The organism is Haliscomenobacter sp., assembly GCF_041740695.1.
GTDB lineage: Bacteria > Bacteroidota > Bacteroidia > Chitinophagales > Saprospiraceae > Haliscomenobacter.
This window is the reverse complement of sequence record NZ_JBGSLK010000060.1, coordinates 1-15,413: the sequence shown is the minus strand read 5'-3', so window position 1 is coordinate 15,413 and position 15,413 is coordinate 1. Positions and strand designations below refer to the sequence as shown.

At 43.6% G+C, this 15,413-nt stretch carries 12 protein-coding genes; 10 read left to right on the top strand and 2 right to left on the bottom strand.

Annotated features, from left to right (window positions below; translation table 11 throughout):
• Positions 1-28 precede the first annotated feature (28 nt).
• The gene (locus tag ACEW9O_RS13235) at positions 29-352 is read right to left on the bottom strand and encodes a helix-turn-helix domain-containing protein (RefSeq protein WP_373550646.1); all 324 of its coding nucleotides are present in this window, start codon (positions 350-352) and stop codon (positions 29-31) included.
• A gap of 226 nt (positions 353-578) precedes the next feature.
• On the opposite strand from ACEW9O_RS13235, the gene ACEW9O_RS13230 reads away from it, so the two are divergent.
• The 4 genes from ACEW9O_RS13230 (at position 579) to ACEW9O_RS13215 (ending at position 9,184) form a co-directional block, all read left to right on the top strand.
• Complete coding sequence (locus ACEW9O_RS13230) at positions 579-1,865, top strand: T9SS type A sorting domain-containing protein (RefSeq protein ID WP_373550645.1); 1,287 nt, start codon at positions 579-581, stop codon at positions 1,863-1,865.
• 44 nt (positions 1,866-1,909) lie between these two features.
• Positions 1,910-8,374, top strand: a complete 6,465-nt coding sequence (locus tag ACEW9O_RS13225; RefSeq protein ID WP_373550644.1) for an RHS repeat domain-containing protein — start codon at positions 1,910-1,912, stop codon at positions 8,372-8,374.
• Positions 8,375-8,580: 206 nt separating this feature from the next.
• Positions 8,581-8,847 carry a hypothetical protein gene (locus ACEW9O_RS13220; protein ID WP_373550643.1) on the top strand — a complete coding sequence of 89 codons (267 nt, stop codon included), beginning with the start codon at positions 8,581-8,583 and terminating at the stop codon, positions 8,845-8,847.
• Positions 8,837-9,184, top strand: a complete 348-nt coding sequence (locus ACEW9O_RS13215) for a hypothetical protein (protein ID WP_373550642.1) — start codon at positions 8,837-8,839, stop codon at positions 9,182-9,184. The genes ACEW9O_RS13220 and ACEW9O_RS13215 overlap by 11 nt, the downstream gene beginning before the upstream one ends.
• 148 nt (positions 9,185-9,332) lie before the next feature.
• On the opposite strand, the gene ACEW9O_RS13210 is transcribed toward ACEW9O_RS13215, so the two are convergent.
• Positions 9,333-9,728, bottom strand: a complete 396-nt coding sequence (locus ACEW9O_RS13210) for a hypothetical protein (RefSeq protein ID WP_373550641.1) — start codon at positions 9,726-9,728, stop codon at positions 9,333-9,335.
• Between ACEW9O_RS13210 and ACEW9O_RS13205 the strand changes: the two genes are divergently transcribed.
• From ACEW9O_RS13205 to ACEW9O_RS13180, 6 genes are all read left to right on the top strand, one after another.
• A complete protein-coding gene (locus tag ACEW9O_RS13205) occupies positions 9,678-10,664 on the top strand; it encodes a polymorphic toxin type 8 domain-containing protein (RefSeq protein WP_373550640.1) in 987 nt (328 codons plus the stop codon). The two genes, ACEW9O_RS13210 and ACEW9O_RS13205, sit on opposite strands and share 51 nt — an antisense overlap.
• A complete protein-coding gene (locus tag ACEW9O_RS13200) occupies positions 10,661-11,056 on the top strand; it encodes a DUF2750 domain-containing protein (protein WP_373550639.1) in 396 nt (131 codons plus the stop codon). The genes ACEW9O_RS13205 and ACEW9O_RS13200 overlap by 4 nt, the downstream gene beginning before the upstream one ends.
• 95 nt (positions 11,057-11,151) lie before the next feature.
• Positions 11,152-12,129: an RHS repeat-associated core domain-containing protein gene (locus ACEW9O_RS13195; protein ID WP_373550638.1), complete on the top strand. Its 978-nt coding sequence runs from the start codon at positions 11,152-11,154 to the stop codon at positions 12,127-12,129.
• Positions 12,130-12,320: 191 nt separating this feature from the next.
• A complete protein-coding gene (locus ACEW9O_RS13190; protein WP_373550637.1) occupies positions 12,321-12,806 on the top strand; it encodes an SMI1/KNR4 family protein in 486 nt (161 codons plus the stop codon).
• Positions 12,807-13,020: 214 nt separating this feature from the next.
• Positions 13,021-14,226, top strand: a complete 1,206-nt coding sequence (locus ACEW9O_RS13185; protein WP_373550636.1) for an RHS repeat-associated core domain-containing protein — start codon at positions 13,021-13,023, stop codon at positions 14,224-14,226.
• Positions 14,216-14,707 (top strand): DUF4304 domain-containing protein, encoded by a 492-nt coding sequence (locus ACEW9O_RS13180; RefSeq protein ID WP_373550635.1) that lies wholly within the window; start codon positions 14,216-14,218, stop codon positions 14,705-14,707. Before ACEW9O_RS13185 ends, ACEW9O_RS13180 begins: the two co-directional genes overlap by 11 nt.
• Positions 14,708-15,413: the final 706 nt, after the last annotated feature.

Genomic DNA, 15,413 nt, shown 5'->3' with positions numbered 1-15,413 from the left:
GTTAAATCTATTGGAAGTTACGAGCACATTATTTAAAATCATGAGTAGAATGATCCTTTAAAGTTGTGATATTTTTAAGAATTTTACTGAAAAAATATGCCACTTTTTCTTCAATTATTTGATCCAAATTGTGTTTGATTCCGGTGGAGGGCATTTTTTGTTGGTCAAATTCAGGTTTTTCTTTAAAAAATGCTTCCGGTGAGATTTGGAACAAATGGGCAATAACCAGTAGCTGTTCTACTTTGAAGCCAACCTGCCCATTTTCGAGTTTAACATACCACTCTCGGCGAACGCCTATTTCATCAGCAACAACATGTTGTTTTAGGCCAAGGTGTTCGCGCCAGGCACGCACAGGCTACCATTTTGAGGGAGATTACAGTGGACATGGTGTGTCGGTTTTGGGATAAAAAATGAGTATGCTTAATTTTCTTTCTACTATCTAACAAAAGTTCACACAAAACTAATCAAAACTTCACACTGATGTGAAGTTTTATACGCTTCTAAAATGTTAAATTTTCGGATCTTTGTGGAGTGATATAATTATAAAATTGATAATCAGTATTTTAAATTACTATTTTATGCGAATCATCCTCCTCTTATTCAGTTTGTTGGTTTGGACTCAATTGCCAGCACAAGACACCATTTTGCGCCAATACGTCACCCAAAAAATCAACCTTCGCTTGAAAAAAGAGCGTGGTGAGGTACTGCAAAACCAAAACAAAGTAGAGGCTTTTGTGGCTACGGAGAGCAAAAAGATCAAATTTAAAAAACTCAAATTGCCCTTGGTTTTCCATATCCTTTATGCCCCTGGAAAGGAATACCCTTCCGAAAAACAGGTGCTGTCCCAAATCGACGCACTCAACCGCGATTTCAGCCAAAAATCATACCGGGTGAAACATCCCGCCGATACCCTGGAAAAGTTTGCCCAACGGGTGGAAGATACCGAAATCGAGTTCTGTTTGGCCAAAAATGGCCCAGATGGCAAAAACACGGCAGGGATCCGTTACCTACAGTCGAGCCGGGCAGCATGGGCTAGTAATGATTCACTCAAAATGGCCAAAATTGGAGTGGAACCTTGGGATACCGAAAAATACATCAACGTGTGGGTGTCTACCCTTGCAGATAATGTAGCGGGCTGGGCGCAAATGCCCGGCGGGCCTAAAGAAACCGATGGCATTGTGATCGACTATCGCTTTTTGGGCATTGGTGGAACAGCCAAGTCACCTTATGATGAAGGAAAAACCCTGACCCATTTGATCGGCAGTTATTTGGGTTTGTATGAGTTGTGGAATGAGGCCAACCCTTGCCAGGATGATTTGGTGGAAGATACACCGATTCACAATGGCCCTAATTTTTGGTGTACCCCATACAAACACGTGAGCTTATGCGATGGTAATCCGGCTGAAATGACCATGAATTTTATGGACAATACCTTTGACGCCTGTTTATACATGTTTACTTCTGGGCAAAAATTGCGTATACAGGCTACCTTAGCCGAAGGTGGCCCACGCTATGCACTAAGCCAAACTGAGGTGAAATGTGATAAAAACGGGGTGCTTTCAGAAGAACTATCTACACTCACCGAGAATAAATCCGATGCCAGTTTGCCCCCTTTTGAGGTGAAACTGTATCCCAATCCTGCCAACCACGAAATCCGGGTATTGATTCACAGCGACGTAGCTCAAGATGCAGAGGTAGAGGCATTCAATTTATTGGGTAGATCCTTGTTTAAAGGGAAATACGCCATAACCGGAACACAAGAATTCACGATAAACAGCAGTACTTGGCCTTCTGGAATGTATGTTTTTCACGTCAAAACCAAGGCGCATCAGTTGGCGAAACAGATTGAGATTATTCACAATTAGCATTTATTTCCCCAAACATTTTTTCAGTTTAAAAGCATCGAATCATGAAGACCAAATCAAGCTTCATTCTCTATATCCTTGTCTTATTGTATGGGCTTCCATCCACATTGCTTGCTCAACCAGTCAATAAGTATTTGCAGGATGTGAACATGCCTTCTCCTAGTGCAGGTTCACTTGGGAAGTATGGCGAAGTACCAGTGAGCTACTTTACGGGTGTACCAAACATTTCAATTCCTATACATACCCTTCGTGAGGGGCCTTTGAGTTTGCCCGTCACCTTAAATTATCACGCATCAGGAATAAAAACTGCGGAGCCAGCTTCCTGGGTTGGTACAGGTTGGAGTCTCAATGCTGGGGGAATGATCTCGCGAACTGTTTTGCACATCCGCGATGAAGACGCAGCCAAGGGTTATCTGGCTCTTGGTGCCGGGCTACAATACAGTGGAAGTGACGTTACGGAAGCTTATAACGGTACAAAGGATTCTGAACCAGACATTTTTAGCTTTAATTTTATGGGCTATTCTGGCAAATTTTCACGGGATGCTACTACTAGTACCTGGCGAATTGTGCCAAAGCAAGACTTAAAAATAGAGCATGGCACCAATCTTGAATCGTTCAAAATCACTACCCCAGATGGCTCTATTTACCATTTTGGGAATTTAGAGTTTACCGATCCAACCTTAGCTGGCGGGGAACGTTACATCTCTGGTTGGTATCTCACGCGAATTGAGTCGCCCGATTTGAAATACGCCATTAACCTAACTTACACCGCAGATAAGTATACCTTTCGTAGTCCTGCAACAACAGCTTATTATAAAAATGCAGGCACTAATCCTGGTTCCACCTGTACTTCTACCGGGATTACGATGCCATCCCCTTTTAAAATTGCCCAAACGTATTATTACAAAAACTATATCGATGGACTTCGTTTAAGCTCGATATCGACTAGTACCGAAACTTTAAACTTTGTGGCCAATACGACCAGAACGGATTTAGAGCCGTACAGTACGGGTGTACCCAAACAATTGAATCAAATCACTTTAAACACAGGCAGTGGAACAAACACTTATTGCATAAAATGGGATTTCAGCTACGATTATTTTGTAGACAATTCATCGAATCAATGCACCAGTACGGCAAGTGACCCTCATTGTCAAAGACTCAAGCTGACCCAAATTAAAGAACAATCTTGTGACGGAGCTGATCAAAAGGAGCCATACGTTTTTGAATACGAAGGGGCTACTGTTGTGGTAAATGGCCAAAACAAACAATTTTTGCCCAATGTCCTGAGTAAAGCCACCGATCATTGGGGCTTTTACAATGGCGTCACGACCAATAATGGCCTCAATGTCAGTGTGCCTCCTACTACCTTAAATTTCGGAAGTTTTGGTGTACAAACCTATGGCAGTGCTAACCGAAACACCAATGAGGCAGAGATGCAAAAAGGGACGCTCAAAAAAATAACCTATCCTACTGGCGGTAACACCAGCTTTGTTTACGAAGCCAACGATTATCAAGAGTTAACAACGGTATACACAAGGCAATACGTGGTAGATAACCTGACCAATTGTTTTCAAGCCAACGGTATTTGTTGCAGCCCTTCTCAGCCTGTAGCTACAGCTACTTTTACTTCGACCGTAGATATTGCAGTGGACAGTTTTAGCCTGGAAATGACTAGCACCAACTGTACCAGCCCTCAATATTGTTATGCGGGGCCAGTGTCGGTATCTATCGAAGTTCGGTACAACGGGAACAATCAATTACTGACCGTGTACAACTTCAATTTATCACCTGGAGAGTCGTACGGAAAAGTAATTCAAAAACTCAGCACCCTGTACAACGGCTTTCAGACTGGGATAGCCTACAAATTTGTGCTTTGCGCATCCGGTGGCAAAGGTGTTTTTTCAATTTTCAAATCCAACCCAAGTAATCAATATGTTACCACAAAAGTAGGCGGGCTGCGGGTAAAAGAAATTCGTTCTAACGATGGAGTTTCCGCAGCCAACGATGTAGTAAAAACCTACGAATACCTGAGTGATGGTGCTCCACAATCCAGTGGGAAGTTATTTTACAAGCCAGTTTATGGTTTAGCATTAAGTGGGGGGGTAGGGTCATACACACATACTTATTTCTACTTCCAGGATATAGCCGTGGTACCAATGGGTGCTTATGATGGATACCATATTGGATACCAAAGAGTAACTGAAAATTATAATGGCAATGGAAAAACTATATACGCCTATTTGACCGAGGAACCCGCCAGCATTACACCTACTGCTTATCCTACTCCTCCGGGTTTAGCAGCCATATCCAGGGGAGAAGTCATTAGTACCATAACTACGAATGCTGGTGGACTATTGCTAGAACAAACAAGCTCGACCCAGAACAATGATATCTACACGAATACCAATTCAATTGCCTTTAAAATAGCCAAAACCAAACTATGCACCAATCAATTTTTGGTCGGCAATACCCAGTATTCACCGCGTACTGCGCCCTATCGTGTAGCAACTCAAACAGTTTACAAAGATGGCATTAGCACTACCACAACCTATAACTACGCTAATGCTTCGGCTGGGCATCTAGCTCCAACAGCCGCTACCTTCACCAACAGCGACGGCAAAACCTCCGTCACCAATTATTACTACGCCCACGAAATGAGCAATCGTTCCGGCGCTTCACCTGCCTACGCTGAGCTGAAGAACCGCAACATGATTACCATCCCATTGGAAGAAACGGAATCAATTGCGGGAGTGCAGGTCAAAGGCACCCGTACCGAATACGGATTCTTCAACAATTTAGGCAGCAATGTTGCAGCAGCAGGGGCCAATATCCATCCCTACCCTTATAAGTTCTGGAATTATGAAATGACCTGGAATGCAAGCAACGTCGTTTCTATCAGTGGCTCCGATGGTTGGGTGCTGCGTGGAACCGTCAATAGTTACCACCCCGATTCAGGATCAGGCAAAGCTTACCCCAAACAATTCACCCAAACGGGTTGGTCGCCTGAAACCTACGAATGGCAAAATGGCTTACTTGCCCAAAAAACTTACGAACAGCATACGCAGACTTATACCTACTTGACCAATACCCGACTGTTGGGGAGCAGCACTTCAGTGGACGGGCAAGAGAGCTACTTTACTTACGATGGTCTAATGCGCCTCAAAAAAGCAGAAAGTAGAAAAGTAGGCACCATCGCTAATGTCACCACAAATTATACCTACGGCTTTAAAAATGCCCAAAACCTACGCAACTTTGTCAAAAGCATCACCAATTTTACCGCAGTAAGCAATAGCAACCTCACCCAAAAGGGCATGGTGCAATACTTCGATGGCCTGGGCCGCTTGATTCAGGATGTAAAAATCAAATACCAGCCCAATAAAGGTGCCGCTGGGCAAAGTTTTACCACTTTTGACGTAGCTGTCAACTATACTTACGACAATCGGGGTCGACTGGTGAGTACATCCAACCCCTTCGTTGGTGCAGCACAAGATGGTTCCTATGCTACGATTCCAGGCAGTTGGCCTACTCTGACTACCCAATACGAGGCTTCGCCGCTGGGGCGTCCAATTTCTACCACTTCACAATTGGGCTATGCTACCACTGTTAATTATGGCAGCAATCAAAGCACTATTGCCACCCCCACTGGCATCAATTACAGCGCCAATACCCTCTACGAAACCAAAGTAACCGACCCCGACAACCGAGTCAGCTACAGCTACACCGACAAATGGGGCCGCCTGGTGCTTAGTCGCCAAACCAATACCAGTAATACTAGCCCAGCAGATACTTATACCGTATACGATGACAAAGATCGTGTAAAAGAGGTCTATCCACCAAGTACAGGCGCCAGTAATACGGATTTGATTTTTAAGTACCTCTACGATGTAGCGGACAACCTTACGTACAAAAAGATACCCGATGCTGCTGCCGTTCAATTTCGCTACAACACCAAGGATTTGCCCGTATTCATCCAAGATGGCAATCTGGCGAACCACATGGTCGGCATGACCCTGGCACCACGTTGTATTGGGACAAAATATGATAACTATGGACGGGTCATCGAAACAGGTTATGTCGATGGTTTTCCTACTGATACCAGCCCAGGCTTCAGCTTCCTGGAATCTTTGAGCAAGAACTACTACGATGGCTCCGATGGTACCAATACTCAAGCAGGTGCGCAGTACAAAGGCCGGGTTCGCCGCAGTTTGCTCAAAGTGCTGGACTACACGCCCAGCACCTGGATAGACACCTATTACACTTACGATGCCCACGGCCGGGTGACCAATACCAGCAGCAACAACCTGCTCAATCCCACGGCAAGTGCCGCTGAATCGGTCAATTTTACCTACGATTGGGCCGATAACATCCTCACCGAATCCAAATCCCATACCACAGGCGGTGCAGCGGGCACTCCCGCCATTGCACTACTCAACGAATACCAATACGACGGCAATGGTCGCAAAATCAACTTCATTACCACCATCAGTGGGATAGGACAACATGTGGCCGAATACAATTACAACTACCGCGACGAACTGGTGGAGCGCAACCTGCACGCCAACCAGGTGGCAGGTGCCTGGGGCTGGCTCCAAAGTGTAGACTACAGCTACAACAACCAAGGTTGGTTAACGAGTATAAACGATTGGCAAACCAGCGCGACCGTAAATACCCCAGCCTCGTGTACGCCCCCTATGCCCAATCCACCATCACCTACCCGCACTTATTACAACGAGGCCAACGACCTCTTTATGCTAGACCTCCGCTACAACCAACCCGAAACTGGTATCGCTGGCCTGACCGCAGCCCCGCCTCAAAAAGCAGGCAATATTAGCCAAATCATCTATCGTGTACGTGGCCGTGAGGCCTCCATCATGTCCTACTCCTACGACTACCTCAGCCGCTTGAGTACCTCCACCTTTCACAACTACTCCGACGCCGGGGTGATCAGCGGCACCAACAACTACAACGAAAACCTCACTTACGACCTGCGGGGCAATATCCAGACCCTGCAACGCACTGGCTTTTACCAAAATGGCGGCACTTGTACCTATGGCCAGATCGACAACCTGACCTACAGCTACCCTAGCAGCCCTGCCTCCAACAAAGTCCACAAAATTCTGGACGGCACCACCACCGCTGGCGATGCCAAATCGCGGGGCTTCAATGGCCTGCTCTCTACTGCCGACAACAGCCTAACCTACGACGCCAATGGCAACCTGAATAAAAATTTGCACAAAAATAGCAGCAGCATAACGTATAATCATTTAAATTTACCGAAGCTGATCACGTTCAGCACCGGGAATACGATTGAATTCCTCTACGACGCTGCTGGCAACAAACTGCGCAAAACCACCAAAACAGGAGCTACCGTACAGTACGTCCAAGACTATTTCCCTGGCGGCATTGAATACCGCCAAACGGGCACGGGTGCCAAACGGGTAGAAAGTGTGTACCACGCCGAAGGCCGCTACTACAACACCAATGTAGATGCCTCCAATACGATCGCCTGGCGCAAAGAGTACAGCTTCCGGGATCATTTGGGCAATACCCGCCTGGCCTTTACCGACCGCAATGCCAATGGAATTGTGGACATAACGGGTACAGCAAGTACAAGTGATATTCTGCAAGAGAATCACTACTACAGCTTTGGGCTCGCTTTTGAAGGTGCCTGGTTGCAGAATGACGCGGGGGTACGGGACAACCAGTACATGTACAACGGGAAGGAGCTACACAGCGACTTTGGCCTGGGTATGTACGCGTATGGAGCACGGTATTATGATCCGAGCATTGGGCGGTTCATTGGGGTTGATCCGATTTCGGGTGAGTTTCCTTTTGTCACTACGTTCAATTATGCGGAGAATGAGCCGATTGCGAATATTGATTTGCATGGCTTGCAGAAAGTGGGGGTAAATGATCTTGCGAGAATAGTAGGGCTTCCCGAGTCTGACAAAGGAATAGTTAAACCCGCAAGCGCAAGGATGAGAGAATCCAGCCCATTTAAAGCGGGGGTCAAAGATGCTTCTTTTATTGTGCTTGAACTCATGGGCATCAATACTATTGATAATGCAATTGCAACTTGGCTTGATCCCAATGCCTCACTTGGAGAAAAAATAGCAGCTGGTGGAGAAGTGGCTCAAAGTATGTTGAGCAGTACTAAAAGAGGCACCAAGAAAAATTCTGTTGGGAAATATGAAGTTGGAGATTATGATGATTTACAAAGAAGATCGGTAGCAGGTGACGGTTTAGATTTGCATCATGTACCACAGAAAAAACCAGCGGGGCAAGTTATCGATGGTTATGATAAGAAAAATGGTCCTGCAATTGCCTTACCTCAAAGGGTACATAAAACTATACCTACGAAGAAAGGAGAATACGAAGGTACTGCTAGAGACCAATTGGCTAAAGACTCAAGGGATTTAAGAAAAGCTGGCGTTTCCAATGATAAAGTCAAAGAGATCATTGACTATAATAAGAAAAAATACCCCAATTCCTATGAAAAGGAATAAATTGGAGTTCAAATAACTAAATGAACTTCAACCCTCGTTAATAAGAGGTTAAAACATTATAGCTATACCGCACGGATTTATGTTCTACGTGAATGGGGTTTGAAAACCCTAATTTACTGGGTTTCCCCAGAACGATTTGCACAAAACCTAACTCCGAGAGGTATAGCTTAAAATCATTCACAAGTATAATTCAAAATATGCGTCTCATGGACATACATCATTTGACGAACTGGAAATTATCAAGTCATTTCCTTGATAATTTTGATAAGACTAGTGCAACTAGTATTGCTTTGCCTAGTAGGGAGCATTATTTATTGACAAAATTCCGGAAGAAAATTTACAGCAGTTCTATTGAACTAGTTGAAGGAGAGATGAGGTATTTGAAAATCCTGACCAATGTTCCAGATGGAATTATTCTTTTAGCAGAAACAAAGATTAAATCAAAGTACCTAAAACAAGATTATGAGAATTGAAGATTTTGTTCAGGCTATAAAAATGGTTGTTTTAGACCAAGCTGTTTCAGATATGATTGAAAACTTGGAAGAACCTCCTGGCAGGATTCCTCCCCATGAGTTAATTGAACTAAGCTCCTTTTATAAAGGACTAAGCCATCAAAACCAAGAAATTATTAAAAAAATCTTAATACAAACTGCTGAAATTACTTTGTTTGGAATGTTTTGTGTTTTAGATGGAGTGCGTGCCATTGAAAATACTGAAAACAAAGGTAGTCTTGAATTGTGGTATCGGAATGGAGAGGAAACATTTTTACTAAATGATCCTGAAGAAGAATTTTTACACGACTTAATATAATTGCTTAAATCGATATAACAATCTAATGACGTAGGCGGCAAAACACCCTGCTGTTGCAAGTCTTTTAAAATCAACGCACTGGCATGTTATTGCTGGTAGAGATTTCTTACTGGCGTAGGTTTCCCACACACCTACGCCAGCTCCTTTTCTATCCTAAAACTCCCAAAAAATCCTTATCTTCCCCAAGCTGATCACGTTCAGCACTGGCAACACCATCGAGTTCCTCTACGACGCTGCTGGCAACAAACTGCGCAAAACCACCAAAACAGGAGCTACCGTACAATACGTCCAGGACTATTTCCCAGGCGGCATTGAATACCGCCAAACGGGCACGGGTGCCAAACGGGTGGAAAGCGTGTACCACGCCGAAGGCCGCTACTACAACACCAATGTTGATGCCTCCAATACCATCGCCTGGCGCAAGGAGTACAGTTTCAAAGACCACCTGGGCAATACCCGACTGGCTTTCACCGACCGCAATGCCAATGGGATTGTGGACATTACGGGTGCAGCAAGTACCAGTGATATTCTGCAGGAAAATCATTATTACGCCTTTGGGTTGGCTTTTGAGGGCGCCTGGTTGCAGAATGACGCGGGGGTACGGGACAACCAGTACATGTACAACAGCAAAGAGCTACACAGTGACTTTGGCCTGGGCATGTACGCGTATGGGGCACGCTATTACGATCCCAGTATTGGGCGGTTTATCGGGGTTGATCCTATTTCGGACGAGTTTCCTTTTGTCACCACGTTCAATTATGCGGAGAATGAGCCGATTGCGAATATTGATTTGCATGGCTTGCAGAAGTTCAGCTTCAAAGAACTAGGTGAAAGGACGATGGTATTTCTTGCTGGAACAGCCAATGCCATCGGCTCAAATATGCTGGGAGGTGCTGGCAGAGGAAACCCTGGGAATTTTGGTGCTTATGCCAATTCTGCAAGAAATGGTCAAAGAGTAGGCGATGCCATATCGGTTGTAATAGGCTTAGCAGAAACCACAGTGGCAATAGCGGGTGTGGTTGGTGAAGGGCTATTGGCACCAGTATCGGGTGGTGCAAGCGCGCTGGCTATTGCGCCTACTGTTGCAGTTGGGGTGCACGGCACTATGACTGCTACTACGGGTTTTCAGAATTTGGTGAAGGCGACAGACAACTCAGATAATGCTGAAAAATCAAAAAGTGAACTTCAAAAGCAAGGAAGATCAGGCAAGCAGGAAAAATTGCAAGAATTAGCAAATGATCCAAAGGCAAGCTCTTCTGATAAAGGATGGATTAAACAAGATATGAATGAAATTGCCAAAGGCAAGCGTTCAAATATTCGTAATCCTCCAGGAAAGGACCTTGCGCATGAGCGAGGAAGAGAAGCTGCAAAAGGGTACTCTTATAAACATTCTAACTTGCAAGATAAAAGTCTTCATAAGTTGCAGCATAAGCATGACAATTTTGGAAGAAAAAACACAGAAAGACCTATTGACGAATGAAGCAAAAAATTTCTAATCAAGAATTGCTATCTGTCTCAAAGCTACAGCCATTTGAGCGATATCAATATTTTTTAAAGCGTGTAGCTGATTTCGAGGTGATGTATACGCTTGAAGACAATCATTCAAACTTAGCATTAGCAGAAGTAGGTACAGTCAAGATTATTTCATTCTGGTCCGCTCCTGAGTATGCAATTGCTTGTGCAATAGATGAGTGGAATGATTATAAAGTTCGAGAAATATCACTAAATGACTTTGAATCAATGGTTGTTCCTGAGATACAGGATAAGGGTTTATTGATCAATATTTTTTCTATACCAGATAAGACTGGATTCATAGTTGACGTAAATGAATTCAATCGTGATTTAGATGGTGAGTTGGAAAAATACGAATGAGGAAATTCCAAGCCCACTAGTGGTGAATAAATTCTAAGTTGTCGGATACAACTTCTCGAATTTGATTCGGGCTTTCTCAGTGGTGAATTGCCAATTTGCCCCGCCTGGCCTTTACCGACCGCAATGCCAATGGGATCGTAGACATTACGGGTACGGCAAGTACGAGTGATATTCTGCAGGAGAATCATTATTACAGCTTTGGTTTGGCCTTTGAGGGAGCCTGGTTGCAGAATGACGCAGGGGTACGGGACAACCAGTACATGTACAACGGGAAGGAGCTGCACAGTGACTTTGGCCTGGGCATGTACGCTTATGGGGCACGGTATTACGATCCGAGTATTGGGCGGTTTATCGGGGTTGATCCGATTTCGGATGAGTTTCCTTTTGTCACGACGTTCAATTATGCGGAGAATGAGCCGATTGCGAATATTGATTTGCATGGATTGCAGAAGTTCAGCTTCAAAGAGCTAGGTGAACGGACGGTGGTATTTCTTGCTGGAACAGCCAATGCGATCGGCTCAAATATGCTGGGAGGAGCTGGCAGAGGGAATCCTGGGAATTTTGGTGCTTACGCCAATTCTGCAAGAAATGGTCAAAGAGTAGGCGATGCCATATCGGTTGTAATAGGCTTAGCAGAAACCACAGTGGCAATAGCGGGTGTGGTTGGTGAAGGGCTATTGGCACCAGTATCGGGTGGCGCAAGCGCGCTTGCCATTGCGCCTACTGTTGCAGTTGGGGTGCATGGCACTATGACTGCTACTAGGGGGGTTCAGAATTTGGTGAAGGCAATTAACATTGATGAAAAAGACAAAATTGATCGAAATGAACTAGATCCTCCAAAAAAGCCAGGGAATGCTCCTACCTTTAAAAAAGATGGCTCTAAAGTTGAAATCCACCATGTTGGTCAAAAACGAGAAGGTCCTTACAAGGAAATGCATAAAAATGACCACAGAGGTAAAGGGAATGATGCTGTTAATCATCCCAATAAAAATAAGAAAAGTGAAATTGACAGGAAGGAATTTGATAAGGATAGAAAAGGGTATTGGAAGAAAGAATTTCCAACAGAGGAATAACCTGTTCGCATTTTGGAACGTACGGAATATACTATATACCGTCAAGTTTTGTGCATTCCTATTCGCAAATCCCAGCCTTCTAAAGGAGTTGCCACAACCCTATACACAAAACTTGTTGGCGTCCAGTATAACTTGATTTGGAGTAAACACTCTATTTCAAAATGAACTTATTTTTTACAATAAAGAATGCTATGGAAGAATTGATTCAGGAACTATTGAAGTTCTCTCCGAAAATCCTCGATATTGGTAGTCCAATAAATGATAATCGAGTTCAAAATTTTGAGCTAAAATACGGATTATTATTGCCTGATGATTTCAAAAACTTTATGAATAAGCATAATGGACTCAATTTGATGGGTACAGAAGTATTATGTTTTGACATTTCAGATATTAACTCAATTGAAAATGTTTATCACTTTGAGCACTTTGAAGTGATCAACCCTCAGTACACCTATTTAGTACCTTTTTCTCCTGATGGTGGAGGAAATTTCTATTGTTTTGATACTTCAAAACGATCACAGAATGGTGACTGTCAGGTGGTATTTTGGCAATCAGATTATATTTATTCAGAACAGGATACTCCAGACTTTTCTAGTAATAATTTCATTGACTGGGTGAAAACAGTCGTTATCTCTTGGACATTAGAAGATTATCATTATGATGGATCTAAAAAATAACTCCTGCTCTTTACCCGCTAGCCCAAGTCTTCTAACCCCAACCAAAAACACTGCGCTACCGCTGGTAAAGGAGGGAACTCGGCCAGCGGTAGCATTGTGCTCAGAAAAATCGCGAAGCCATTCTTCATTGATGCCAAGTGCAACTAAAAATTGCACAAAAACATCAGCAGCATAACGTATAATCACCTATCTTAACCCATGAATTTATTCGTGGGTGCCGAAGCTGATCACGTTCAGCACTGGTAATACCATCGAATTCCTCTACGACGCTGCGGGCAATAAACTGCGCAAAACGACCAAAGTAAGCGGCACCATTCAGTACGTACAGGACTATTTCCCGGGCGGCATTGAATACCGCCAAACGGGCACGGGTGCCAAACGGGTGGAAAGTGTGTACCACGCCGAAGGCCGCTACTACAACACCAACGTAGATGCCTCCAATACCATCGCCTGGCGCAAGGAGTACAGCTTCCGAGATCATTTGGGCAATACCCGCCTGGCCTTTACCGACCGAAATGCCAATGGGATTGTGGACATTACGGGTACGGCAAGTACGAGTGATATTCTGCAGGAGAATCATTACTACAGTTTCGGCCTCGCCTTTGAAGGAGCTTGGTTGCAGAATGACGCGGGGGTACGTGATAACCAGTACATGTACAATGGTAAAGAGTTACACAGCGACTTTGGCCTGGGTATGTACGCGTATGGGGCACGGTATTACGATCCGAGCATTGGGCGTTTTATTGGGGTTGATCCGATTTCGGATGAGTTTCCTTTTGTCACGACGTTCAACTATGCGGAGAACGAGCCGATTGCGAATATTGATTTGCATGGGCTGCAGAAAGTAGGAATCAACAGGCTAGCCCAAATAGTTGGTCTTCCAAGCTCTGATCGAGGGATAGTTAAGCCCGCGAGTGAGCGAATGAGAGAAAATAGCCCAGCTAAAGCAGCAGTAAAAGATGCTTCTTTTATTGTGCTTGAACTTATGGGAATCAATGCGATCGACAATGCGATTGCTACTTGGCTTGATCCTAACGCTACAATAAAAGAAAAAGTTGGTGCTGGTGTAGAACTTGGAGCGACTGCTTTATCTACTACAAAGGGTGGCTCTGGTAAAGGAATGAATAATCCCAATACAAAATCTGCTGCAAGGCTAGGAAGAACTAAGCATAGCGAATGGGATCCAGGCGAAGGATTTCAAAAAGAAGTTAAGCTTGATGAAAATAGTCGAGCCGATGGTGTAAAAGTTGATCCTAATTCTGATGGCTCGGTTACAGTCCATATTAAAGAACTAAAACCAAATAATCCCAGAGCTGTTAAAAAAGGGGAAAAGCAGTTGGAAAGATACACTGAGGCAGCAAAAAAGAAGTATGAAAACGTCCGTGAAGTAATCACTAAAATAGAAACCTATGACAAATAAGGACAATTTTGAAATTGTTTCAAAGGAATTAAATCCATTTTTCAAGCAAAATGGATTTAATGGTTCTAAAATTTTCTGGTATCGGAAAGTTGAAAATTTTTACCAAGTGATTGAACTTCAAAAATCTAATTGGAGTGGATACTATATTAACATTGGGCTTATTATCGATTTAAAGAATGATAAGATAAAAAAAACGCCCTCGTACAAATGGCACTATTCTACAAGATTTGATCAAATTGTAGGATGGAACAATCAAGATCATAATTCTCATTTTGGATTAGACTTCGACAGTGAAAACGAATTAATTCAGAAGACATATCTAATAGAAGAAAAATTCAAAGAATTAGTTTTTCCTTTATTAGACAAAATCAGTAATTCTGAATATTTTAGAAAGATAAAAAATTTCACAGTATTGGAAACTTTCTGGATTAAGCAAAATATCAAAGAAGATGAAATAAAATCTTTTTTTAATATTGCTTAGTGTTTACATCGCTGACTTAAAGAATGGAGCTATCTATACCACTATGCCTTGCTTATTCAGGTTTTGTGCAAATGGATTTTGAACATTCAGATTTTATAGGTTTTTGTCGAAACCATTTGCGCAAAACCTGAATCGGCAAAGTATAGCATTGATTATAGCTACACAATCAATGGTAATTTGACTAAAAATTCACACAAAAACATCAGCACCTCGCTGGCGCAAGTGTGTTGCTGGAATAAGTCTCTGACTTGTTCCCATTATTTCCGCGTCTTAGACGCACGAGTATGCACCATGCCAGAAAAAAAACTAGTTCCAAGTGATTTTGATTGGTGCTTTTTTCGTATCAGTGTGCATACTCCTGCGTCTAAGACGCGGAAATAATGGTACGAGTCAGAGACGTCGTACCAGCGGCAACGCGATATTTTCGTTGATTCTTAAAGACTTGCGTCATCTGATCTATACTTGCGGGACTGGGCAGGTGAACACTTGTACTAGCGAGGAATGGTGGGGATGGTGCTGGACATGGTGCTTATGGATTACAAATCATCCCAAAGCGACATTTTTTAGCAGTAGAGTAGAGAGAAGCGGCGCCGCCGCTTCTCCCCCTCGTCAAACCGTACGTGCGGTTTTCCCGCATACGGCTTTCCTATGATCTTCGTCATCAGCTTTCACAGGCGAACACCTCTGCCAGTGTATTTTGTCGGGT

Excerpts from the sequence above, each read along its gene's own strand:
- ACEW9O_RS13230 (WP_373550645.1), top strand. The coding sequence starts at position 579 with ATGCGAATCATCCTCCTCTTATTCAGTTTGTTGGTTTGGACTCAATTG.
- ACEW9O_RS13225 (WP_373550644.1), top strand. The coding sequence starts at position 1,910 with ATGAAGACCAAATCAAGCTTCATTCTCTATATCCTTGTCTTATTGTAT.
- ACEW9O_RS13220 (WP_373550643.1), top strand. The coding sequence starts at position 8,581 with ATGGACATACATCATTTGACGAACTGGAAATTATCAAGTCATTTCCTT.
- ACEW9O_RS13215 (WP_373550642.1), top strand. The coding sequence starts at position 8,837 with ATGAGAATTGAAGATTTTGTTCAGGCTATAAAAATGGTTGTTTTAGAC.
- ACEW9O_RS13210 (WP_373550641.1), bottom strand. The coding sequence starts at position 9,728 with ATGATTTTCCTGCAGAATATCACTGGTACTTGCTGCACCCGTAATGTC.
- ACEW9O_RS13200 (WP_373550639.1), top strand. The coding sequence starts at position 10,661 with ATGAAGCAAAAAATTTCTAATCAAGAATTGCTATCTGTCTCAAAGCTA.
- ACEW9O_RS13190 (WP_373550637.1), top strand. The coding sequence starts at position 12,321 with ATGGAAGAATTGATTCAGGAACTATTGAAGTTCTCTCCGAAAATCCTC.
- ACEW9O_RS13180 (WP_373550635.1), top strand. The coding sequence starts at position 14,216 with ATGACAAATAAGGACAATTTTGAAATTGTTTCAAAGGAATTAAATCCA.